The organism is Bradyrhizobium sp. HKCCYLRH2047, assembly GCF_051168175.1.
Taxonomy (GTDB): Bacteria; Pseudomonadota; Alphaproteobacteria; order Rhizobiales; family Xanthobacteraceae; genus Bradyrhizobium.
Genome location: NZ_JBNPUM010000003.1, coordinates 107,305 through 128,606, shown reverse-complemented (window position 1 = coordinate 128,606; position 21,302 = coordinate 107,305). Strand labels below are relative to the sequence as shown.

The following is a 21,302-nucleotide window of genomic DNA, read 5'->3' as shown; positions in this document are numbered from 1 at the left end:
ATAGACTCCGTATTCCTGGCATCACGGCCAGTTCCGGAGCTTCCCCTAAAGGCGGCACATGAAGGATTTGCGACACCGGGTGCAGCACACACAGCGGACGCCGCACCCTGATCGCTCGTAGGCAAACGATCGCAACCTTCGGATGCCACGCCCTTCAAGCGATGGCGCGGCGGCCGATGATCGCAAAGCGCAGCTTGCCCGAGATCCAGTCGATCGCAGCCACCGCCACAAGGATCATCAGGATCAGGAACGACACCTTCTGCCATTCCAGCACGCGGATCTGCTCGGCGAGTTGCAGCCCGATCCCGCCGGCGCCGACGATGCCGATGATCGTCGCCGAGCGCGTGTTGGATTCGATGAAGTAGAGCACCTGGCCGGCAATCACGGGAAGAACCTGCGGCAGGAGGCCGAAGCGGATCTCATGCAGCGCGCTGCCGCCGGCTGCACGAACGCCCTCGACCTGGCGCCGGTCGGCCCCCTCGATCGCCTCCGAGAACAGCTTGCCCAACGCGCCGAAGTCGGACACGGCAATCGCGAGCACACCGGCGAATGGACCGAGTCCAACGACGTTGATCCAGACCAGCGCCCAGATCAGCGTATCGACGCCGCGGATGCTGTCGAACAGCCGCCGTACCGGAAAGCGGAAGATTGCGGACGGGACGATATTGCGCGCCGCGAGCAGGCTGACGGGCAGCGCGAGCACGGCCGCGAGCATCGTGCCGAGCATGGCAATCGACAGCGTCTCTCCCATCGATTTCAGATAGGTCGGAAGCGACGCGCCGGGATCCGGCGGCAGCATCATCAGGGTGATCCAACCGAGTTGACTGATGCCCGTCAACAGCCTCGTCGGCGAGAAGCCGAGCTCGACGAGGCCGAACACGAAGATCCCCATCGCGGCAACCGCCACCAGCGGCGTCGCCAGACGGGCGGACGCTGGCCGCTCGAACACGCCTGGGTATCGCGATCGCAGCGCGGCGGTATCGATCTCGTCCAGCTTTCGCATCATGCCCGGCCTTCGCTGCCGAAGAGACGGCTGCGCAGCAGCCCCGTGCCAATGTCGATGACAAACACCGTCAAGATGATCAGAACGAGGATCGCGCTGACGTCGGAATAGTAGAACTTGCGGATCGCGACGACAAGCTCCTGGCCGATGCCACCCGCACCGACGAAGCCCATCACCGACGCCTCGCGGACGTTGATCTCGAACCGCAGCAACGTGTAGCTCGTGTAGCCTGCGACGACCTGTGGCAGGACGGCAAAGCGCATGCAGGACAGCCAGCCGGCACCGGTCGCGCGGACTCCCTCGACCGGCTTCATGTCGACGTTTTCGACGACCTCCGAAAACAGCTTGCCGAGCGCACCGCAGGAGTGGATCGCGATGGCGAATACGCCGGCCATTGGCCCCAATCCGAAGGCCATGACAAAAATCAGAGCGAACACGATGCCCGGCACCGTGCGGGCAAACTCGAGCAGGCGCCGGACCGCGAAGCGCAGCCAGGATGCAGGAGAGGTGTTCTCGGCCGCGAGGAAATTCAATGCAAACGCCAGGACGGCGCCGAGCATGGTTCCGACATAGCTGATCAGGATCGTCTCACCGAGAAGCCGCGTCCATTTGCGCAGGCCCCAGAGCCATTCCGGCAGGTTGGTCCACACGCGGTGTCCGTCGTCGAGCGTGAAGAGCCGGTCGAAATAGCTGAGGAAGTTGCCGAGATAGGTGACGAGCGTTCGGAGGTTGACCTCCGAACCGATGGCTGAAACGAACAGCACGAGGCCGGACGCAACCAGCACGACGACGGCACGCAGACGCTTGCGCGCCACCGCTTTGCGGTAGGCGCGCTGCAAAGGTTCGAGCTGCTGTTCAGGCAGGATGGCGACGGCTGACGACATGTTTGTCGGTGCAAAGCGCAAATAGGCCGGCGGGGCTTCGATGACGCGGTCCCCCGCCGGCCCGGTGCAACGCTTACGAGCCCTTCTTGCGGAGAGAGTCAACGAATTTGATCAGCTCGACAGTCTTGTTGTAGTCCTCCGTCGAGATCGCCTCCCACGGCTTGTTCTTGCCGTCGGACAGCTTGGCGAAGGCTTCCGGATCCTTCTTCGCCGCGTCGAGGAAGGCCTGCTTGATTGCGGCCTTCATGTCGGTGGGCAGGTCGCTGAGATAGGCGTAGGGCGAGTTGATGATCATGTCCGACTTGCCGATGATGCGGAAATCTTCCTTCTTCAGCGGCGTGCCGTCGGCCGACTTCACCATGTTCTTGGTGAGCATGCGGGTCAGGTTGGAGTCATCTCCGTTGTTCCACCAGTTTGCGGCGACGTCGACGGTTCCTTGCGCCAGGGCAAGCACGGCGTTCTCGTGGCTGCCCGTAAAGATGACCTGGGAGAAATAGGTGTCGGGGTCGATGCCCATCTGGCTCATCTTGAAGCGCGGCATGTTGTTGCCAGAGGTCGAGTTCGGGTCCACCAGGCCGAGATTCTTGCCCTTCAGATCCTCGAGCTTCTGGTACGGGCTCTTGGCGAGCACGTAGAACACTGAATAATAGCCCTTCGAGCCGTCCGAGTTGACGTCGATCACGAAAGCGTCCGTCTTTACGCCCGTCACGCGCGCGCGGGCGAAGGAGGCCGGACCATAATAGCCGATGTGAATGTTGCCGGCGCGCTGGCCCTCGATGACCGCGGCGTAGTCATTGGCGACGCGCAGCGTCACCTTGACGCCGAGCTCCTTGGAAAGATAGTTCACGAACGGCGTGTAACGCTCGACGACACCCGAGCCGTTTTCGGCCGGGATCGCGGCAAAGGTGATCTCCGGATATTTGGTTCGCCAGTCCTCGGCCGAGGCGGACGAAGCGAACGACAGAGCGGCCAAACCGGCCAGAATGAGACGACGATTGATCATGGAACGTCCTTCAAGTTTCAGGGGACGATGTCAGGATTGACACGACAGATGCGCCCGCAGCACGCAGGCAATCAGGCGACGGCAACTTTGCCGACAGCCGGAACGGATTCGGGAGCTTTGGGCATTGCCGGCGGCATCACCTCGTCGGCCTCCAGATCGTACAGCTCGCGCGCGATCTGGCCGGTGAGTGCCGCCGGCAGATCGTCGAACACGACCCGACCATTCGCCATTCCGATCAATCGGTCGCAATAGCTGCGCGCCAGATCGAGCGAGTGCAGATTGCAGATCACGGTGATGCCGAAATGCTTGTTGATGCGCAGCAGCGCGTCCATGACGATCTTGGTGTTGCGCGGATCGAGCGAGGCGATCGGCTCATCGGCCAAGATGATTTCCGGATTCTGGACCAGCGCGCGCGCGATCGCGACGCGCTGCTGCTGCCCGCCCGAAAGCTGATCGGCGCGCTGCGCGGCGAGGGAGGCCATGTCGAACTGCTCGAGCGCGGACAGCGCCATGGCAACATCCGCCGCCGGCCAGAGCTGCGCCAGAGAGCGCCACGACGGGATTTCGGCGAGTCGCCCCATCAGGACGTTCGTGAGCACGTCCAATCGGCCGACCAGATTGAACTGCTGGAAGATCATCGCCGAGCGCGCGCGCCACTGCCGCAGGTCGCGGCCGCGCAGCGCCGTCACATCGAGATCCTTGAAGAAAATGCGGCCGCCGCTCACAGGACTCAGGCGATTGATGGACCGCAGCAGGGTCGACTTGCCCGCGCCGGAACGCCCGATCACGCCGACGAAGCTGCCGGGTGCAACAGAGAAGGACGCATTGTCGACCGCGGCTTTCATGCCAAAACGGCACGTCAGGCCATCCACCACCAGCATTGAATTCTCCAGACGCCTCGCTTTGGCCTATCGCTAACGTCTGGATTCTACAGTTATGTGACAGCAACACTGCGGCGCCACATCCGTCCACATGCCGGTCGGTAGTCATGTAGATGTCACGCCTCTGTCATAGGGGAGACCCAACACCTTCACAGGCGTAGAGACAGGACGCGAGATGGCCGGCAAGCTGCTTTCGATTGAACCTACCGTTGACCCTTCGGCCAAGCTCCAGGACGTGACGCTCGGCGCCTATTGCGAGATCGGCGCCCGCACCATCCTGCAGGAGGTGACGATGGGCGACTACTCCTACGTGGTCAACGATTCCCAGATCACCTACACGACGATCGGCAAGTTCTGCTCGATCGCGGCGATGACCCGGATCAACCCGGGCAACCACCCGATGCAGCGGGCGACGCAGGCCCATTTCACCTATCGCGCCAGCGCCTATTTTCCAGGCGAGCCCGACGATGCCGAGTTCTTCGCCTGGCGGCGAGAGCATCATGTCCGGATCGGACACGACGTCTGGATCGGCCATGGCGCGATCGTGCTGCCGGGCCGCAACATCGGCACCGGCGCGGTCGTGGCGGCTGGCGCCATCGTCACCAAGGACGTTCCGGCCTATACGATCGTCGCCGGCAATCCGGCGCGCCCGGTCAAGCGCCGGTTTCCGCGCGAGGTCGAGCAGCGGCTGCTGGATCTGGCGTGGTGGGATTGGAAGCACGAGGCGCTGCGCGCGGCGCTGCCCGATTTCCGCAAGCTCGAGATCACCGCGTTCCTGGATAAATACGAGGCCGCTCTCGACGCCCGCGTCCCGGTACGGCAGAGTGCCGCCCCATGACCGATATCTCAATCTCGCGGGGCCGCTGCCTCGTCGACACAGAGCTCGTGGACACCTCCTTGATCATATCCGGCGACGTCATCGCCGGCATCGGGACACCGGGATGCCGGTCAGGTCTCGAACTCGATGCGGAGGGGCTCACCGTGCTCCCCGGCATCGTCGACATCCACGGTGATGCGTTCGAGCGCCAGATGATGCCGCGCGCCGGGGTCGATTTCCCGACCGACGTCGCGCTGATCGACAGCGACCGCCAGGCCGTCAGCAATGGCATCACCACGGTCTTCCACGCAACGACCTGGTCATGGGAGCCGGGCCTGCGCAGCGCCGACAATGCGCGGCGGCTGCTCGAATCGATCGAAGCGCTGCGCCCGCAGCTCGCGGCCGACACGCGCTTTCATCTGCGCCACGAGACCTTCAATCTCGACGACGAGGAGGAAATCGGCCAGTGGCTCGCCGATCGGCGCGTCGACCTGTTCGCCTTCAACGATCACATGGACTCGACGGTCGCGAGCCTGGACACGCCGCACAAGCGCCAGCGCATGGTCGACCGCACCGGCCTGCCCGGCGCGGAGTTCGACCGGCTGGTCGCGCGCATCGCCTCTCGCGCGGATGCCGTTCCAGCCTCGATCGCGCGGCTGGCCGACATCGCACGCAAGGCTGGCGTCCGCATGCTGTCGCACGACGACGACAGCCCGGCCATGCGCAAGGCGTTTCGCAGCCAGGGCGTGACCATCGCGGAATTTCCGGTCAACGAGGAGACTGCGCGCGAGGCCGCTCAGGGCGGAGACGCGATCGTCTTCGGCGCGCCCAACGTCGTCCGTGGCGGCAGCCATACCGGGTGGACGCGAGCCAGCGACATGATCGCCAAGGGCCTCTGCTCGGTGCTGGCCTCCGACTACTACTATCCAGCGCCGCTGCTGGCGGCGTATCGGCTCGCGGCCGACGGCGTTCTGCCGCTGGCACGCGCCTGGGATCTGATCTCGGGCAGCCCCGCACGCGCGGCCGGACTGGCGGACCGCGGGACGCTGGCCGAAGGCCGCCGCGCCGACGTCATTCTGGTCGATGACCGCGTGCCGTTGCGCCCCCGCGTCGTCGCCGTCATCGCGTCCGGCCGGCTGGTCTATCTGGCCGAGACCCATCGGCTGAACGCAGTGCCCGTGCGCACCATCGCGGCGGAGTAGCAGATCATGGTCGATGCGCCCCGCTACGCGATCTACTACGCCCCGGCGGCGACGACGGGCTTGGCCGGATTCGGCGCGAGCCTGCTGGGTTACGACGCCTGGAGCGGCGACGAGCCGAGCTTTCCGGAAGAAGTCGTTCGCGCGGTTCCCGATTGGGCCGAGCTGAGCGCGGACCCGCGCAAATATGGCTTCCACGCCACTTTGAAGGCGCCGTTCGAACTGGCCGATGCGCAGAGCGAAGCCTCGCTCCGCGACGCCTGTGCGACGTTCGCGGCAAGGCCGCGCGCCATTCCGATCATTCGTCCCATCGTGGACTCGATCAGCGGCTTCGTCGCGATGATCCCTGGCGAGCCCTCGCCGGCGCTGCAACAGCTCGCAGCCGATTGTGTCCGGGCGTTCGAGCCGTTTCGCGCGCCGATGACCGCCGCGGACCGTGCACGGCGCAAGCCGGACCTGCTGACACCACGACAGCGCGATCATCTCGATCGCTGGGGCTATCCCTATGTCATGGAAGATTTCCGCTTCCACATGACGCTGACCTGCCGGCTGTCCGACGAACGACGCCGACCGATCCTGACGATGCTGCAGCAGAGATTCGCGGCGCTGTCGCTGACAGAGCTCCGGATCGACCGGATCGTGTTGTTCCGCCAGCCCAACGCCCGCCAGCGGTTCGGCATCATCGGAGACTGGCCGCTCACGGCCGTCCAGCGCATCTAGGGGCGTCGGTTCGGCATGGCCGCATGGTGCGGCCGCGCCTGCCGGTCGAACAGCGCGACCGGCAATCTCGTCGGACCTACACCGCCTTCGTCAGGGCGCCATCGATGATCAGATTGGTTCCCGAAATGCGGCTTGCGAGCGGGCTTGCGAGCATCACGACGCCGTAGGCCACCTCCTGGGCTGTTCCCATGCGCCCCGTCGGATTCAAGCCCATTGCGGTCTTGAACAGGTCAGGCGATCCATTCTCGATGTTCTGCCAGATGCCGCCCTCGAAATAGGTGTTGCCCGGCGACACCGCGTTGACGCGAACGCCTTTGCCGACCAGTTGATGCGCGAGGCCCTTGGCGTAGTGGATCAGCGCGCCCTTGATGGCGCCATAGGATCCGGCGGCAAAATCGACTTCAAAGCCCGACACGCTGGAGATGATGACGATGGAGGCCGACTTCGACTGCTCCAGATAAGGAATGGCTGCCGCGATCGCGTTGACCGTGTGCATCATGTCGGTGCGAAAGGATTTCTCCCAGGTCTCCGGAGAGTCGCCGACGGCGAGCGCACTGACGTTGCAGACCAGGCAATCGATCCCGCCCAGCTCCTTTGCCGCGCCGTCGACCCAGCCCTTCAAAGCCACGGGGTCCGCGACGTCGATCCCCTGCCCCCAGCCCTTCACGCCTTTCGACGCCAACGTCGTCACGACCTTGCCAACCGCCTCCGCGTCTCGCGCGCAGATCGCAACACCGGCGCCCTCAGCGGCGAACAGTTGCGCGATCGCGAGGCCGATGCCCTTGCTGCCGCCGGTCACAAGCACGCTCTTACCGGCCAATCCCAGATCCATGATCGTCTCCTTCCAATCAGTATCGGCTTTCAGCCGTGATAGCCGGCGAGCAGGGCCTTGTTGACCTTGCAGATGTAGGTGTATTTCGGATTGACCACCTGGGTGCAGCGCGCCTCGGCGACCTGCCCGAGCAGCATGTAGGCCTCCGGCGCCGGAATCCTCCAATCGTCCTCCAGCCAGTTGATCATCTCCTCGAACGCGATCCGCATCGCGTCCTCGAGCGGGCGCGCGCAGCCCAGCGTGCAGATGTGCGTCGGCGTCTCGATTCGCGGATGGTTCAGCCGCGCCGGCGCCTTGTCCAACGACACCTTCACGGTGAGGTTCGCGGCGATCTCGATCGCGCCCATGCCGTTGGCTTCGCCGTCGCCCTGGATGGCGTGGCAATCGCCGAGGAAAAGATGCGCGCCGTCCTTGTTGACGCGGAAGAACACCGAGTTGCCGGAGGTGATCTCCTGAACGTCGAGATTGCCACCATGCGGCCCGTTGTCCACCGTCAGCACCGCGCCATGCACCGGCGCGACCCCGGCAACGCCGATCATCGGCCGGACCGGAAGCTTCACATGCTCGTTCCACAGCACGTGGCCGTCCTCGACCGCGACGACGCGGGTCTGGATGCCGAACTCCTTGCGCCGGACCCAGTCCGGAAACATGCCGATGCCTGGCCACAGCGCGGTGAAGCCGAGCCGGTCGAGCTCCATGTCAATGATGTCGAGCCGCAACATGTCGCCAGGCTTGGCGCCGCGCACCTCGATCGGGCCAGTCGCACCGTTGACGTAGGGCAGCGTCACGTCGCTCTCGACCAGTTGCTGGCCGAGCGCGCGGATGGTGCCGTCGTTGACATTGATCGCGCATTCGACGACGAAGATCTCACCGGGATCGACGGTCGCGATGAACTCATTGTCGCCCGAGAGCGCGTATTTGATGTTGCCGGCCTTGCCGATGCGCTTTGACATGATCACTCCTGCTATCTCCAACGTCGTTGCATCATCGCGGCTGCCGCCGCCACGGCATCAGCAGCCGCTCGATCTTGCCGACCGCAAAAGTCAGAACCAGCGCCAGCGCGATCGTCGCAACCAGCGCGGCGAACACCTTCGGAATGATGTAGAGCGACCCGGCCTTGAAGATGGCGTGCCCCAGCCCTTCGGAGGAGGACATGAACTCGCCGACGATCGCGCCGATCAGGGCAAAGCCGACGGTGAGCTTCAGCCCCGCGAAGATGTCCGTCAGCGACGCCGGCACCACCAGCTTGCGGAAGATCTGGAACTTGGACGCGCCGAGAGTGCGGAACAAATTGATCTGGTCGGGATCGACGCCGGTGGCACCCTTGTACGAGGTCACCAGCGCGACGATCACGACCGACAAAGTCGACATCGCGACCTTCGAGATCAGCCCGGTGCCGAACCAGATGATGATGATCGGCGCGAGCGCGATGATCGGAATCGAGCCGAGCGCGATCACGAACGGCTCGACCACGCGCGAGACGAAGCGCGAATACCACAGCGATAGTCCGATCAATGTGCCGATGCAGTTGCCGACGAAGAAGCCGAGCAGCGTCTCCAGCCCGGTGACGGAGGTGTCGCGCCACAGGCTGCCGTCATAGGCCATCTGCGCGAGAAACTTGAGGATGGCGGACGGCGAGCCGAACATGAAGGCGGCAGCCTTGTTCTGCCCGGTCGCATATTCCCAGAAGGCGAGGAAGGCCGCCAGGACGAGAAGCTGGGTGACGAGCACGGCAAGCGTGGTGCGCAGATGCAGCCATCGCCGCCCACGTGTCGGCGTCCGAACCGCCCGTGCCTCGGAGACCGGTGTCGGTGCCGAGCGGACCGGCGGCGCGTCGATGTCGGCGGTCATTGCAGCACCACGTCGAGATCGGCCCAGATGCTGCGGACGTAGTCACTGAAGCCTGGCGTCTGCCGCACCGAGATCACGTCGCGGCGCTCGCTGCCGAGCGCAATGTCGTAGACCGCCTTGATCTGCGTCGGCCGCTTCGACAGCACGATCACCCGGTCGGCGAGTGACACCGCCTCCTCGATGTCGTGGGTGATCAGCAGCAGCGAACGGCGCCCCTGCCGGACCAGGCCCACCGTGTCGTTCTCGATCAGGAGCTTGCTTTGGAAATCCAGCGCGGCGAACGGCTCGTCGAGCAGCAGCACGTCGGGCTCATTGACCAGCGTGCGCGCGAGCGCCACCCGCTGGCGCATGCCACCGGACAGGGTCGCGGGATAGTGGTCGGCAAAGCCGTGCAGCCCGAGCTGGTCGAGCAAGGCCCGGCAGCGGTCCTCCGCTTCGGCGGCCGGAACGCCATGTATCTCGAGTCCCAGCATGGTGTTGCTGAGCGCGGTCCGCCACGGCAGCAGCAGATCCTTCTGCAGCATGTAGCCGACATTCTGCGGTTGGCCGGCGACCTCGCGGCCGTGCCAGCGGATGCGGCCGGCATCCGGCGCCAACAATCCGCACAGCGTGTTCAGGAGCGTCGTCTTCCCGCAACCGGACGGGCCGACGATGCTGACGATCTCCCCCTCTCGCAATGTCAGGCTGAGATCGCCGATCACCGGCACCACGCGGCCGCCCTCAAGCTCGTAGCTCTTGGCAACATGCTCGACGACGAGCGGCGGCGCAGGCGCTGCGATGGCGCCCGGCGCGGCCTGCATCATGCCGGTCACCTCGGTCATTTGAGGCTGGCGATCGCCTTCTCTGCAAAGGAGTTGTCGATGATCTGATCGAACGGCACCGAGCCCTTGGCGTTGCCGAGATAGACCTGCATCTCCATCAGGTTCGCCCACTGGTCCGTCTTGGTGATCACCGACTGCGCCGGAATGAGATATTTCAGCTCGGCGTCGATCGCCTTGTCGACGACCTCGCCGGGCAGGTCCGGGAACTCCTTGCGTGCGACTTCCTTGGAGAAAGCGGGGTCGGCGTAGGTCTTGCGCGAGGCTTCCTCGAACGAGGTCACCAGCGCCTGCACCATCTCGGGATCCTTCTGGATCGTGGTCGGCAGCACCATGATCCCCGTATTGCAGAACGGACCGATGTAGTTCGAGAAGTCGAACACCACCTTGGCGCCCTGCGCCTCCGCCGCTGCGACGCTGGGCTGATAGGCGATCGCGATGTCGGCCTGGCCCGCCAGCATCGCGGCGATTTCGGTGCCGGGGTTGACGGGGACGATGGTCGCATCGACGCCGACCTTCAGTCCCGCTTTCTCCAGAAGGCGCTTCGCCACGCTGTAGTTGGTGTTCGGCTCGGGCGAGGTCACGATCTTAAGGCCCTTGAACGCTTTGGGATCGGTGATCGGCTCGAGTGTCTTGGAGACGCCGAAATAGTGCGCCCTCTGCACCACCGTCCCGACCACCACACCAGGACCGCCGTTCTCGCGCGAGATCTGTGCCATGGTCGCGTCGCCGATGGCAAAATCAGCCGAGCCGCCGAGCACTGCGGCGAAGGTCTGGGTGTCGCCCCCGGCGGCGCTCACCTGCATGTCCAGACCGTTCTTCTTGAAGATCCCGGCGTGCATGCCGACGTAGAGATTGATGTAGCCGAGATTGTGCACGGCCTCGCTGAAGCGCACCGTCTTCAGGCCCGCCGCCGTCGCGCTCCTGGCTCCGACCAGCGAGGATGCTCCCCATCCTGTCGCGAGCGCGGCTGAGTTCGCCAGAAATCGTCGTCGGTCGATCGACAGGCTCGCGCTTGCATTTGATGCCGAGACAGTTTCGCTCATGGTGATGAACTCCTCCCAGGCCAATGAAAATCTGCGAGGAGACTATGGTCGGGTCGTCGTGCAGCAAGGCGAAATAACAGACGCGATCTGCTGAAAAGCTGACAACACTGTGCGCTGTGCGACACCTTGCGCCGTGCCGCGCCGTGATCTGCCGACGGCTTGTCGCCTTGCTGCCGCTTCAGGAGTCGCCGTGGTCAAACGTGCATCGCAACAAAGGCGATAATGTCAATTTTGCCACTTGGGCCGCACAAAGAAATTGCACGTCGGCCGCCGGCTCGACCGTCAATACGAGGTCGCGCGGCGCCCAGACCAGGCGGGACGTCAACCTCCTGTTGACGAGACAACGATGCGTGCCCTCCGGCTGCCGGCGCTCAATGTCGGACCACCATGTCGCGAAGCCGACGTTCGAAACCGCCCAAGCGGGCGGCATCTGCAAGCTCCCCGCCGCCACGTCCTCGCATTTGCAGCATGGCGCCGCCGAGTGTCGGATTTTCGACAATCCCCTGATACTAAAAACGAATGGCATATCGCTTGCAATGCACAATGCGCCTCGCTATTGCAGCGCAATAATTTTCTTGGAGTGCAAAATGCTCGGAATTGGAAGCAAGCTGCCATCGTTTGAAATCGTCGGCGTGAAACCCGGCTTTCATCTGCAGGAGGAGAAGGGCGAGAGCGCCTTCGAGACCCTGACCGAGACCAGCTTCCCTGGAAAGTGGAAGATCATCTTCTTCTATCCGAAGGATTTCACTTTCGTCTGTCCGACCGAGATTGCCGAGTTCGCGCGCCTGGCGAAGGACTTCGCGGACCGCGATGCCGTGGTGCTCGGCGGCTCGACCGACAACGAGTTCTGCAAGCTCGCCTGGCGCCGCGACCACAAGGATCTGCACAAGCTGCCGATCTGGCAGTTCGCCGACACCAAGGGCGCATTGGTCGACGGCCTCGGCGTCCGCTCGCCTGACGGCGTCGCCTACCGCTACACCTTCATCGTCGATCCCGACAACACCATCCAGCACGTTTATGCGACCAACCTCAATGTCGGCCGCGCTCCGAAGGATACGCTGCGCGTGCTCGACGCGCTGCAGACCGACGAGCTCTGCCCGTGCAATCGCGAAGTCGGCGGCGAGACCCTGAAGGTCGCCTGATCATGTCGATCGAGCAGCTGAAGGACCAGATCCCGGACTTCGCCAAGGACGTCAGGCTCAATCTGTCATCCATGGCGTCCGACGAGACGCTGTCGCCGCAGGCCAAATATGGCCTGTTCGTCGCCTGCGCGATTGCGACCCGCAATCCGACCGTCGTGGCGGCGTTGGAATCGGTTGCGGCCGCGCAGCTGTCGCCCGCCGCTTTGGCGGCGGCAAAATCGGCCGCCGCGATCATGGCCATGAACAACGTCTACTACCGCTTCGTGCACCTTGCCTCGAACAAGGAGTACGCGACGATGCCGGCCCGGCTGCGGATGAACGTCATCGCCAACCCCGGCATCGACAAGGCCGATTTCGAGCTGTGGTCGCTCGCGGTGTCCGCCATCAACGGCTGCGGCACCTGCATCGATTCGCATGAGAAGGTCCTGCAGGATGCGGGCGTGCCCGCGGCCACGATCCAGACCGCCGTCCGCTTTGCCGCCATCATCCAGTCGGTTGCCGTTGCGATCGAAGCCGCTTGTGTGTCCGTCGCGCTGGCGGCGGAGTAAAATCGATCGGATATGTGAATGCGGCCGGCATTGTCCGGCCGCATTTGTTTTTCCCCACCTCTCGCCTAAGTTGCAGAATTTCCTGGCGCGCCTGCAACTCCTCGGCCCGCTAAGCCCCTGACCTCGCGGCAAAGTCGAGAGGATTGCGGCATCCAGATACTCCACCCGATCTTTCTGCAAAGCGCAGAACTCGCCCCCGGTCTCGCGCATCGCGAGCAATCACCGATGCGGCGCGCCGGGAAATTTCCATCAAATAGCCTTACCTGCTCACCCTTCCCGACAAGAACATTGATCAGCTTAGGGACCAAGCAACATCGATTGTGACCAGGGCGCGCGAAAACAATGGCGTGCATGTCGGAAGGAAACCGGACCTGTCGGTCTCGACGGAAGCGTTGATGCAATGTCCCCGATGTCGCATCATGTGCGCTTCGGTTGGACCGCGCGCGCCCGACGTCCTGAAGCTATCTCCCACGACCCGTTCGTCGGAGACAGGAGGCTAGTGATGAGTGCTCCAGATCAGAACGATCCGGCAAAGCCAGCGCCGCCCTGGGCGAGCGAAGAGCTCCGCAGATATGCGCCGCGCCGCCGCCAGACGGAGGCCGGCCCGACGACGTTCGATCCGCCTGCCGACGGCGTGCCCCTGCCGCATCATCTGGTGTCCCGGCCAAGCTCCCTGCCGGCGCGGCCGGCGGCCCTTGACCTCGACGATGAGGAGGTGCATCGCGCCTGGAGCGCGAAGCTCGATCCCGTCGTGATGCCGCTGCCGCCGGAGGATCCGGACAAATCGTTCCGGCTGGGCAGCATCATCAAGATCGGTGCCGCCGTCGGCATCGCGGCCTCCATCGCCATGATGGTGGTCAACATGGTCTCCTTCGAGAATGGCGGGCCGACACCGGGCAGCAAGAGCCCGATCATGCCGACCGCCGTGCTGGAAAGCCTGGCCCAGATCGATCCCGCGGAAGCCAAGGTTGCCCAGGAAGATCCCCCGCAGACGGTCGCCGCGCTCGCGGCTCCCAGCAGTACAGAACTGGCGATGCGGCCATGGCCCTCGACGCCGACGTCGCCAGCGCCGGCCGCCGCAGCGCCGGCGGTCTCCCCTCCCTCCCCTGCGCTGCCGATGGCCTCGCCCCGCCCGACCGTTCCGCTGCCGCGAGACGAGGTCGACGGGCTGATGAAGCGCGGACGCGACCTGCTCGCCGCGGGCGACGTCGCCAGCGCGCGGCTGATTCTGACGCGGCTTTCCGACGCCGGCATTGCGGACGCTTCCCTCCTGCTCGCGCGCACCTACGACCCGGCCGAACTGACGAAATCACGGTTGCTCGGTGCCGTTCCCGACGCAGCCAAGGCACGGGCCTGGTATCTCAGGGCTGCGGAGCAAGGATCGCCGGAAGCCAGCCGACGCATCTCGGCTGCACGCTAACGCATCAATCTCGGAGCGCTCGAGACGCGACCCGGACCGCTCCCGGCGAGACGGGCGGCCGCGATCTGCTGCGCGCGTGAACCACATATCGATGGGAGGACTGGTGATGCAGGGCATCCAAGCTGCAGCTCGCGCCTGCTTGGCCGCTAGATGGAGCCGACGTCGCAAACCACGGGATGCAACGAACAGCCGCTCTCGAACAGCCGCATGCCTCGTCCTGGCTCTGTCCGCAACATTGGCGCTGGCCGGGCATCGAGCGGTCGCCGCCGACAACGAGATCCGCATCGGCAACACCATGCCCTATAGCGGCCCGGCTCTCGCCTATGGTGTCATCGGCAAGACGATCGCGGCCTACTTCAACAAGATCAATTCCGAGGGCGGCATCAACGGCCGGCGCATCAACTTCATTTCCTACGACGACGGCTATGCGCCGCAGAGGACGGTGGAGATGACGCGCAAGCTCGTCGAGGAGGACAACGTCCTGCTGATGTTTGCGAGCCTGGGCACGGCCCCCAACCTGGCGGTGCGCCCTTATCTCAACGCCAACAAAGTCCCGCAATTGTTCGTGGCATCCGGCTCCTCGCAATGGGACCAGCCGCACGACTTTCCGTGGACCATGGGCTTTCAGCCAAGCTACCAGGCCGAGGCGCACGTCTATGCCCAGTACCTGCTGGAGACCCACAGCCGCGGCAAGATCGCGATTCTCTATCAGGACGACGATTTCGGAAGGGACTACGTCAAGGGATTGAAGGACGGCCTGGGCGGCAAGCTTCCGATCGTCGCGGAAGCCGGCTACAAGGTGACGGACGCCAACGTCAATCAGCAGCTCGCCACGCTGAAGGCCTCCGGCGCCGACATCTTCTTCGACGTGACCACACCCAAATTTGCCGTGATGGCGATCCGCCGCGCGGCCGAGCTCGGCTGGCATCCGGACCACATCATCTCGACAGTCTCGGAATCGGTCTCCGCCGTGATGCAGCCGGCCGGCCTGCAGAATGCCGAAGGCATCCTGTCCGCGGGCTACTACTACGAGGGCGAGGAGGCCGCGGCGGCGGGCGATCCATCCTACCGCGAATGGTCCGCCTTCATGGACCGCTATCTGCCGGACGTACCGAGAAGCAATGGTCTTGCGACCTTCGGCTACCTCGCGGCAAACGCGATGGTCGCGGTGTTGCGGAGTTGCGGCGACGACCTGTCGCGCGACAACATCATGAAGCAGGCGGCATCCCTGAAGAGCCTCAAATTGCCGATGCTGACGCCCGGCATCACCGTCAACACCAGCCCCCATGATCACGCGCCGCTGGAGCAGATGCAGATGATGCAGTTCACCGGCGGGAAGTGGCAGCGCTTCGGTCCGGTGCGGAGCGGTATCGATCCCGGCAGTGTCAGCGATTCCTTCAAGACCATTTTCCGTTACGGTACGGCGAAGCGCGATCTGGCCAACCAGCTGAATGCCAATACCGTCACGCTGATGACCGGCTCGTTCGGCAGCACCTATGCCAACATGGGTGCGGACCTCGCATCGGCGCTCGACAAGGGGACGGAGCTGCGCATCCTTCCCGTGATCGGCCGCGGCTCGGTGCAATCGGTCGCCGACATCCTGCTGCTGCGCGGCGTCGACGCCGGCATCATCCGCAAGGACACCCTGGCCTTTCTCGAGCGCAAGGACTTCGCCAACAACATCCGCGAGCAACTGGTCTATGTCACCAAGCTGTTCAACGAGGAGATGCACGTGCTGGCGCCGAGATCTATCACCAGCCTGAGCGAGCTTGACGGCAAGACCATCGCCGTCGACCTGCCCGACGGCGGCACCTTCGTCACCTCGATCAACGTGTTCGAGCGCCTCGGGATCAGGCCGCATCTGCTCTATATCGAACCGCGGCTGGCGCTGGATATGCTGCGCAAGGGCGACATCGACGCGATCATCACGGTCGAGGGCAAGCCGGTGCAATGGCTGAGCCAGGTCAACGATCCCAATCTGCACCTGGTGCCCGTCGACTACGACAAGGCTCTGCACGACGACTACCTGCCGGCGCAATTGTCCGCCGAGGACTATCCGAACCTCGTCGGCGCCTCGGCGCCGGTGAACACGATCGCGGCCGAGGCCGTGCTGGCGTCGTTCAACTGGCCGGCCGGCAGCGACCGTCACCGCCGGCTGTCTCTGCTGGTCGAAGCCTTCTTCAGCAACATGCAGGCGCTGCAACGGCCGCCATACCACCCGAAATGGCAGGAGGTGGCGCCGCTGGCGCCGATCGCGGGCTGGACAAGATTCAAGACGGCGCAGGACTGGCTCGATCGCAATACGCCGCCTCCCCAGATGCTGGGGGCGAATGCACAGGTCAACGATATGCAGGCGAGCGGCGTTTCGGCCGATCCCCGGTTGTTCCGTGAATTCATGGAATGGCGAGCCAACCGCCAGAAGCGCGCCGCGCCGCGGCACCCACAGTAGCCAGGTCGTGCGGTCAAGCCGTGGCTGAGGCAGGGCTGATCCGCACCTGCACGTCGCAGGGACGTGCGAGGTAGGGCGCCGAGGTGACCAGCACGTCCGCGCCCGCCGCAGCATAGGCGGCGGCGTTCTGCGCATTCACGCCCCCCGCGGCCGCAATGATCGGCCGACGCTGTAGCGCCGCGCTGATGGCGATCCGCTCCGCCAGCGTAGCGATCTGGGCAGGCAGAAATTTCTCGGCCTGGATCACGTCGAAGCCGGCCACGGCGGCGGCGACCGCCTGCTCGACCGTGGTGACCTCGATCACGATCCGCTTCTCCGGCGCGCTCCGCCGCAACCGCTCCGCGACGTCGGCAAGCGACGCATCGCCGAGAAACGCCCGGTGCTCCGGAAAGACCAGCACGGTCTCCGACAGGCCGAGCCGATGCATCACCGCGCCGCCAGCCTTCACCGCGGCGACGGCGAACGGCTTGGTGCCGGGGACGTTCTTACGCGTGCAGGCGACCGCAATGCCCGGCCTGATCGCCCGCGCCGCGCCGACGATCGCAGCCGCCCCGGTCGCGACGCCGGACCAGATCTCGATGAGCGTCTGCGCCACCTTCCAGCTCCGCAACAGGCCTGCCGCCGCGCCGTCTGCACGGAGGATCGGAGCCCCCTCCTCCAGCACCGTTCCGCTGCCGGCGAACAGTTCGACATGGCAGCCCGTGAGCTCGATCAACGCCGCCGCATCCTCGGCCAATGCCAGCACCATGCGGCCGCGCGCAGCGAAGTGCATCAGGCCCGGCTCGGCGCCGATCCCGAGCGTCTCCGTCGTCAGGTCGCCATAGGGGACATCGTCGCGGAGCAGCGCTTCGAGATCATTGTGCGTAGCGATGGTCGGCGCGCGCGACATCTGCTCTTTCTCCACAGGCTGCATCCTCTATATAAACCCTGGTCGCTGCCCGTCTCCGATCGCCAGGCCCCGCATGATCCCGCACGATCTTCCTGCCCCCGTTGAGCTCAATCAGCCCCGTCTCGCCGCGATTCTCTATGGACCGGGCGACGATGCCGATGCCTTGCTGGACGCCTTTGCCCAGGAGCTGCTGCGACGGGGCGTCCGGGTCGGCGGCATCGTTCAGCGCAATACGAGAGACGAGGTCGGCAAGAAAAGCGCAATGGACGTGATCGATCTCGGCAATGGCGACACGATCTCGATCTGCCAGGACCTCGGCGCCGGTTCGACGGCCTGCAAGCTCGACACCGCGGGCCTTGCCGAAGCCGGCATGGCCGTTCACCGCGCGATCGCAGCCCATGCCGACCTCATCGTGATCAACAAGTTCTCCAAGCAGGAGGCTGCGGGAAGCGGGTTGCGCGGCGAGCTGGCCGACGCGATCACCTCGGGCATTCCGGTACTGACGGCCGTGCCGCAGAAATGCATCGACGACTGGCGGAGCTTTGCGGGCGACTTCGGCACGCTGCTGCAGCCGTCACGTTCGGCGATGGAAACCTGGTGGCTCGGCCTGCGCGCGCGCCACGCATCGACCGGCTGATCGGCGCAACAATTCGGCGCCATGTTCCTATTTGCCGATCATCACATCCGACGACTTGATGACGGCGGAGACGCTGTCGCCGACGGCAAGCGCGAGCTCCTCCACCGCCTCGTTGGTGATCGCCGAGAAGACCGTGAGTCCCGGGGCGAGCTCCACCTTGACGTGGGCGGTGGTCACTCCCTTTTCAACCGAGATGATCCGTCCCGGCAAGACGTTTCGTGCGCTCAGCTTCACGTGCTGTTCCTCATCGATTGCAGCTTCGTTGCTGCCCCATGATGTAAGCAGAACGTGGGCCCGAACTCAATGACCTATATCAAGAACGATACAGGATTGATGATCCGGCACCGGTTTGCGGCGCCTCGTCGACCTGCGCGATCCGACGGGCATCAGCCGAACTTGAACAGCACGCCGTAGCCGCCGCGCGGATAGCTCCACTCGATGTCGCCGCTGGCCTCGCCGATGACCCGGCAGGTGCCGCATTCGATGCAGCCGTCGACCGTGATCTCGACCTGGCCCTTGTCGTTGAGCTCGTAGCAGCGTGCCGGGCAGGCCTTGAGAAGCGCCTTCAACTGCGGCGTCGGCGTCGTATGCGGACGGACCTTGATATGGGCCCGGCCGGGATCGACCTGATAGCGATTGTAGAACAGCTTGTCTTCGACCCTGACTGCGACGTCCGTGCTCATGTCTGATCTCCCTCGCTTAAGCTGTCTCGTTCATTCACCAATCATCGCCACGCCCGGGCAAACCTGAAGGCGTCGCCGAACAGGCCGGTCCATGACCTTGCATTCACGAAGGAGCGCACGGTGCTGCTCTCTTTCTCCTTCTTCGGCGTCCCGTCGACGCGCACGAAGTTCTGCATCGCCTTGGAGACGAGCTGCGGGTAGGTCAGGAAGAAGTTCTGCGACTGGTTGTGCAGCAGCGCCGGCATGTCCTTATATTTCTTCAGATCCTTGATGACGAAGGAGTCCTCCAGCATCTTCTTGTAGAGCGCGAGGTTCTCCTTGGTCATCGGATCACGGCGCGACTTCACCTGGAAGATCGCCTCGGCCGCGATGCGCCCTGAGGTCATCGCGAGATTGGAGCCCTCGCGGTGAACGGCGTTGTTGAGCTGGGCGGCATCGCCGACCACGACCCAGCCATCGCCGCAGAGCTGCGGGATCGCGTTGTAGCCACCTTCGGGAATGAGATGCGCCGAGTACTCCTTGACTTCCGAGCCCTCGATCAGCGGCGCCACCGACGGATGCTGCTTGAACCGCTCGAGCAGGCCGTAGGGCGTCTCGCCGGTCTTCTGGAAGTCGGAGACGAGGCAGCCGATGCCGAGCGAAATGCACTCCTTGTTGGAGTAGATGAAGCCCATGCCGGTCATGCCGCGGGAAATCGTACCGACGGCCTCGATGACGGCGCCCTCGTCGCCCTTCAGGTTGAAGCGCGCCTCGATCGTTTCGCGCGGCAGGAAGTGCATCTCCTTGACCGCGAGCGCGACGTTCTCCGGCTTCGGCCGCTCGCGCAGGCCGGCGCGGCTCCCGAGCAGGCCGTTGACGCCCTCCGCCAGCACGACGACGTCGGCATGGATCTCACCATCGCGTCGATCGGTCCTGACGCCGATCACCTTGCCATAGGCGTCCTGCGCCAGCTCGGTGACGGTGGTCTCGCACAGCACGGTGGCGCCGGCTTCCTTGACCTTGGACGAGAACCACTTGTCGAACTGGGCACGGATAATGGTGTAGCGGTTCGGCTTCTCCTCGTTGAAGTCGTCCGACTTGTAGTGCAGGCCGACATGCGACTTGTCGTCGAGCATCCAGAAGCGCTGCTCGACCAGATGGCGTTCGAGCGGCGCTTCCTCGCGGAAGTCCGGAATCAGCTTCTCCAGCATGTCGGCGTAGAGGATCGCGCCCTGCACGTTCTTCGAGCCGGAATACTCGCCGCGCTCGAGCTGCAGCACCTTCATGCCGCGCTGAGCCATGGTCAGCGCAGCCGCATTGCCGGCCATGCCGGCACCCACGACGATCGCGTCGAAACGTTCCTCGATCATTGCCCTGCTCCCTCTCTGGTGCCTAGCTTGCGATGCGATCGCGCGAATGCGGCGACAGACGCGCACGGAATGCCTCCGTCAGCGCAGGCAGCAGCCGGATCGCGTCGGTGACGATGCCGACATGCGCGAAGTCGAAGATCGGCGCGTTCTTGTCGGTGTTGATGGCGACGATCAGATCGGCGCCCTCGACACCGACCCGATGCTGGATCGCGCCGGAAATGCCTGCGGCGATGTACAGCTTGGGCCGGATGGTCTTGCCGGTCTGGCCGATCTGCCGATCGGACGTGACCCAGCCCTTCTGCACCAGTGGCCGGGAGCAGCCGAATTCGGCGCCGAGCACCGACGCGAGCCCCTTGACGAGCTGGAAGTTCTCCGGCGAGCCAAGCCCGAGCCCGCCGGCCACGACGATGTCGGCATAGGCGAGATTGGACTTGGCGGAATCGCGATCCGGAATGAAGGACAGCACCTTGGTGACGATGTCCTCCTCGACGAGACCGAGCTTGTGCTCGATGACGCGGCTCGCAGGCTTCTCGACGCGGTCCGGCATCGGCATCACGCGCGGGCGGACGGTCGCCATCTGCGGCCGGTAGTTCAGCGTGTAGATCGTGCAGAGCAGCGAACCACCGAAGGTCGGCCGCGTCGCGGCCAGGGAACCGTCGCCATCGACGTCGAGCTCGGTGCAGTCGGCGGTCAGACCGGTGAGCAGGGTCGTCGCGACGGAGCCCGCGAGGTCGCGGCCGAGCGTGGTGGCGCCGAGCAGCAGGATCTCCGGCTTGAAGGTGTTGACGACGTCGGTCAGTGCCTTGGTATAGGCTTCGTTGCGATAGTCGGTAAGAACGCCGTCCGCGACGATGTAGGCGAGATCGGCGCCATAGCAGAACGACTCCGCGGCAGCGTGCCGCACGGCTTCTCCGGGAGGACCGATCACCACGGCCGCCAGATCGACCTTCAGCTTGTCGGCGAGCTTGCGGCCGGCGCCCATCAGCTCCCAGGACACCGGGTGAACCTGGCCGCGCTCCTGCTCGATGAACACCCAGACGTGCTTGTAGGCCTTGAAATGCTCGGGCAGCTCCTTCTTGGTCGCGGCGCGACCGGCTGCGGCGGGCGGTGCTTTGGTGGGTTCGCTCATGA

At 64.6% G+C, this 21,302-nt stretch carries 22 protein-coding genes; 8 read left to right on the top strand and 14 right to left on the bottom strand.

Annotated elements, in window-relative coordinates:
• Positions 1-154 precede the first annotated feature (154 nt).
• From phnE (ACQR1D_RS07890) to phnC, 4 genes are all read right to left on the bottom strand, one after another.
• Entirely contained in the window at positions 155-1,003 is an 849-nt protein-coding gene (phnE, locus tag ACQR1D_RS07890) for a phosphonate ABC transporter, permease protein PhnE (protein ID WP_315803797.1), read from the bottom strand.
• Entirely contained in the window at positions 1,003-1,887 is an 885-nt protein-coding gene (gene phnE / locus ACQR1D_RS07885) for a phosphonate ABC transporter, permease protein PhnE (protein ID WP_316216980.1), read from the bottom strand. The genes phnE (ACQR1D_RS07890) and phnE (ACQR1D_RS07885) overlap by 1 nt, the downstream gene beginning before the upstream one ends.
• A 73-nt stretch (positions 1,888-1,960) precedes the next feature.
• On the bottom strand, positions 1,961-2,890 hold the full coding sequence (phnD, locus tag ACQR1D_RS07880; protein ID WP_315803642.1) for a phosphonate ABC transporter substrate-binding protein: 930 nt from the start codon (positions 2,888-2,890) through the stop codon (positions 1,961-1,963).
• A 71-nt stretch (positions 2,891-2,961) separates the two neighbouring features.
• On the bottom strand, positions 2,962-3,771 hold the full coding sequence (gene phnC / locus ACQR1D_RS07875; RefSeq protein ID WP_434837740.1) for a phosphonate ABC transporter ATP-binding protein: 810 nt from the start codon (positions 3,769-3,771) through the stop codon (positions 2,962-2,964).
• Between the two features lie 175 nt (positions 3,772-3,946).
• Between phnC and ACQR1D_RS07870 the strand changes: the two genes are divergently transcribed.
• Genes ACQR1D_RS07870 through ACQR1D_RS07860 form a run of 3 tightly spaced genes read left to right on the top strand, consistent with a single transcriptional unit; the run spans position 3,947 to position 6,507 of the window.
• Complete coding sequence (locus tag ACQR1D_RS07870) at positions 3,947-4,609, top strand: DapH/DapD/GlmU-related protein (RefSeq protein WP_434837739.1); 663 nt, start codon at positions 3,947-3,949, stop codon at positions 4,607-4,609.
• A complete protein-coding gene (locus tag ACQR1D_RS07865; RefSeq protein WP_434837738.1) occupies positions 4,606-5,790 on the top strand; it encodes an alpha-D-ribose 1-methylphosphonate 5-triphosphate diphosphatase in 1,185 nt (394 codons plus the stop codon). The genes ACQR1D_RS07870 and ACQR1D_RS07865 overlap by 4 nt, the downstream gene beginning before the upstream one ends.
• A 6-nt stretch (positions 5,791-5,796) precedes the next feature.
• The gene (locus tag ACQR1D_RS07860) at positions 5,797-6,507 is read left to right on the top strand and encodes a DUF1045 domain-containing protein (RefSeq protein WP_434837737.1); all 711 of its coding nucleotides are present in this window, start codon (positions 5,797-5,799) and stop codon (positions 6,505-6,507) included.
• A gap of 76 nt (positions 6,508-6,583) precedes the next feature.
• Here ACQR1D_RS07860 and ACQR1D_RS07855 read toward each other — a convergent pair whose 3' ends face one another.
• From ACQR1D_RS07855 to ACQR1D_RS07835, 5 genes are read right to left on the bottom strand one after another with little or no spacing between them, the layout of a single operon-like run.
• Positions 6,584-7,339, bottom strand: coding sequence for an SDR family NAD(P)-dependent oxidoreductase (locus ACQR1D_RS07855; protein ID WP_434837736.1), 756 nt, complete (start codon positions 7,337-7,339; stop codon positions 6,584-6,586).
• 29 nt (positions 7,340-7,368) lie between these two features.
• Positions 7,369-8,292, bottom strand: coding sequence for an acetamidase/formamidase family protein (locus ACQR1D_RS07850; protein WP_315803648.1), 924 nt, complete (start codon positions 8,290-8,292; stop codon positions 7,369-7,371).
• Between the two features lie 31 nt (positions 8,293-8,323).
• Positions 8,324-9,190: an ABC transporter permease gene (locus tag ACQR1D_RS07845; RefSeq protein WP_316179977.1), complete on the bottom strand. Its 867-nt coding sequence runs from the start codon at positions 9,188-9,190 to the stop codon at positions 8,324-8,326.
• Complete coding sequence (locus ACQR1D_RS07840) at positions 9,187-9,990, bottom strand: ABC transporter ATP-binding protein (protein ID WP_316238978.1); 804 nt, start codon at positions 9,988-9,990, stop codon at positions 9,187-9,189. Before ACQR1D_RS07840 ends, ACQR1D_RS07845 begins: the two co-directional genes overlap by 4 nt.
• A gap of 17 nt (positions 9,991-10,007) precedes the next feature.
• Entirely contained in the window at positions 10,008-11,054 is a 1,047-nt protein-coding gene (locus tag ACQR1D_RS07835; protein ID WP_316179975.1) for an ABC transporter substrate-binding protein, read from the bottom strand.
• Positions 11,055-11,641: 587 nt separating this feature from the next.
• Here ACQR1D_RS07835 and ACQR1D_RS07830 point away from each other — a divergent pair.
• The 4 genes from ACQR1D_RS07830 (at position 11,642) to ACQR1D_RS07815 (ending at position 16,613) form a co-directional block, all read left to right on the top strand.
• Complete coding sequence (locus tag ACQR1D_RS07830) at positions 11,642-12,196, top strand: peroxiredoxin (RefSeq protein WP_315713058.1); 555 nt, start codon at positions 11,642-11,644, stop codon at positions 12,194-12,196.
• A gap of 2 nt (positions 12,197-12,198) precedes the next feature.
• Entirely contained in the window at positions 12,199-12,744 is a 546-nt protein-coding gene (locus tag ACQR1D_RS07825) for a carboxymuconolactone decarboxylase family protein (protein ID WP_434837735.1), read from the top strand.
• A 502-nt stretch (positions 12,745-13,246) separates the two neighbouring features.
• Positions 13,247-14,164, top strand: a complete 918-nt coding sequence (locus tag ACQR1D_RS07820) for a sel1 repeat family protein (protein WP_315803652.1) — start codon at positions 13,247-13,249, stop codon at positions 14,162-14,164.
• 106 nt (positions 14,165-14,270) lie between these two features.
• Complete coding sequence (locus tag ACQR1D_RS07815) at positions 14,271-16,613, top strand: ABC transporter substrate-binding protein (RefSeq protein ID WP_434837734.1); 2,343 nt, start codon at positions 14,271-14,273, stop codon at positions 16,611-16,613.
• Between the two features lie 13 nt (positions 16,614-16,626).
• Here the strand turns inward: ACQR1D_RS07815 and modD are convergent, their stop codons facing one another.
• On the bottom strand, positions 16,627-17,502 hold the full coding sequence (modD, locus tag ACQR1D_RS07810; RefSeq protein ID WP_434837733.1) for a ModD protein: 876 nt from the start codon (positions 17,500-17,502) through the stop codon (positions 16,627-16,629).
• Positions 17,503-17,575: 73 nt separating this feature from the next.
• Here modD and ACQR1D_RS07805 point away from each other — a divergent pair, with 73 nt between their 5' ends.
• Complete coding sequence (locus ACQR1D_RS07805) at positions 17,576-18,139, top strand: DUF2478 domain-containing protein (protein ID WP_434837732.1); 564 nt, start codon at positions 17,576-17,578, stop codon at positions 18,137-18,139.
• 27 nt (positions 18,140-18,166) lie between these two features.
• Here the strand turns inward: ACQR1D_RS07805 and ACQR1D_RS07800 are convergent, their stop codons facing one another.
• The 4 genes from ACQR1D_RS07800 to ACQR1D_RS07785 all read right to left on the bottom strand — a co-directional run bounded on the left by ACQR1D_RS07800 (position 18,167) and on the right by ACQR1D_RS07785 (position 21,300).
• On the bottom strand, positions 18,167-18,373 hold the full coding sequence (locus ACQR1D_RS07800; protein WP_434837731.1) for a TOBE domain-containing protein: 207 nt from the start codon (positions 18,371-18,373) through the stop codon (positions 18,167-18,169).
• Positions 18,374-18,525: 152 nt separating this feature from the next.
• Positions 18,526-18,822: a ferredoxin family protein gene (locus tag ACQR1D_RS07795; RefSeq protein ID WP_172112536.1), complete on the bottom strand. Its 297-nt coding sequence runs from the start codon at positions 18,820-18,822 to the stop codon at positions 18,526-18,528.
• 41 nt (positions 18,823-18,863) lie between these two features.
• Entirely contained in the window at positions 18,864-20,171 is a 1,308-nt protein-coding gene (locus tag ACQR1D_RS07790; RefSeq protein ID WP_315803656.1) for an FAD-dependent monooxygenase, read from the bottom strand.
• Positions 20,172-20,193: 22 nt separating this feature from the next.
• Positions 20,194-21,300 (bottom strand): electron transfer flavoprotein subunit alpha/FixB family protein, encoded by a 1,107-nt coding sequence (locus tag ACQR1D_RS07785; protein WP_434837730.1) that lies wholly within the window; start codon positions 21,298-21,300, stop codon positions 20,194-20,196.
• Between the last annotated feature and the right edge of the window lie 2 nt (positions 21,301-21,302).

What these genes read in the sequence shown, in the direction of transcription:
- phnE (WP_315803797.1), bottom strand. Translation starts at nt 1,003, where the DNA reads ATGCGAAAGCTGGACGAGATCGATACCGCCGCGCTGCGATCGCGATAC.
- phnE (WP_316216980.1), bottom strand. Translation starts at nt 1,887, where the DNA reads ATGTCGTCAGCCGTCGCCATCCTGCCTGAACAGCAGCTCGAACCTTTG.
- phnD (WP_315803642.1), bottom strand. Translation starts at nt 2,890, where the DNA reads ATGATCAATCGTCGTCTCATTCTGGCCGGTTTGGCCGCTCTGTCGTTC.
- phnC (WP_434837740.1), bottom strand. Translation starts at nt 3,771, where the DNA reads ATGCTGGTGGTGGATGGCCTGACGTGCCGTTTTGGCATGAAAGCCGCG.
- ACQR1D_RS07870 (WP_434837739.1), top strand. Translation starts at nt 3,947, where the DNA reads ATGGCCGGCAAGCTGCTTTCGATTGAACCTACCGTTGACCCTTCGGCC.
- ACQR1D_RS07865 (WP_434837738.1), top strand. Translation starts at nt 4,606, where the DNA reads ATGACCGATATCTCAATCTCGCGGGGCCGCTGCCTCGTCGACACAGAG.
- ACQR1D_RS07860 (WP_434837737.1), top strand. Translation starts at nt 5,797, where the DNA reads ATGGTCGATGCGCCCCGCTACGCGATCTACTACGCCCCGGCGGCGACG.
- ACQR1D_RS07855 (WP_434837736.1), bottom strand. Translation starts at nt 7,339, where the DNA reads ATGGATCTGGGATTGGCCGGTAAGAGCGTGCTTGTGACCGGCGGCAGC.
- ACQR1D_RS07850 (WP_315803648.1), bottom strand. Translation starts at nt 8,292, where the DNA reads ATGTCAAAGCGCATCGGCAAGGCCGGCAACATCAAATACGCGCTCTCG.
- ACQR1D_RS07845 (WP_316179977.1), bottom strand. Translation starts at nt 9,190, where the DNA reads ATGACCGCCGACATCGACGCGCCGCCGGTCCGCTCGGCACCGACACCG.
- ACQR1D_RS07840 (WP_316238978.1), bottom strand. Translation starts at nt 9,990, where the DNA reads ATGCAGGCCGCGCCGGGCGCCATCGCAGCGCCTGCGCCGCCGCTCGTC.
- ACQR1D_RS07835 (WP_316179975.1), bottom strand. Translation starts at nt 11,054, where the DNA reads ATGAGCGAAACTGTCTCGGCATCAAATGCAAGCGCGAGCCTGTCGATC.
- ACQR1D_RS07830 (WP_315713058.1), top strand. Translation starts at nt 11,642, where the DNA reads ATGCTCGGAATTGGAAGCAAGCTGCCATCGTTTGAAATCGTCGGCGTG.
- ACQR1D_RS07825 (WP_434837735.1), top strand. Translation starts at nt 12,199, where the DNA reads ATGTCGATCGAGCAGCTGAAGGACCAGATCCCGGACTTCGCCAAGGAC.
- ACQR1D_RS07820 (WP_315803652.1), top strand. Translation starts at nt 13,247, where the DNA reads ATGAGTGCTCCAGATCAGAACGATCCGGCAAAGCCAGCGCCGCCCTGG.
- ACQR1D_RS07815 (WP_434837734.1), top strand. Translation starts at nt 14,271, where the DNA reads ATGCAGGGCATCCAAGCTGCAGCTCGCGCCTGCTTGGCCGCTAGATGG.
- modD (WP_434837733.1), bottom strand. Translation starts at nt 17,502, where the DNA reads ATGTCGCGCGCGCCGACCATCGCTACGCACAATGATCTCGAAGCGCTG.
- ACQR1D_RS07805 (WP_434837732.1), top strand. Translation starts at nt 17,576, where the DNA reads ATGATCCCGCACGATCTTCCTGCCCCCGTTGAGCTCAATCAGCCCCGT.
- ACQR1D_RS07795 (WP_172112536.1), bottom strand. Translation starts at nt 18,822, where the DNA reads ATGAGCACGGACGTCGCAGTCAGGGTCGAAGACAAGCTGTTCTACAAT.
- ACQR1D_RS07790 (WP_315803656.1), bottom strand. Translation starts at nt 20,171, where the DNA reads ATGATCGAGGAACGTTTCGACGCGATCGTCGTGGGTGCCGGCATGGCC.
- ACQR1D_RS07785 (WP_434837730.1), bottom strand. Translation starts at nt 21,300, where the DNA reads ATGAGCGAACCCACCAAAGCACCGCCCGCCGCAGCCGGTCGCGCCGCG.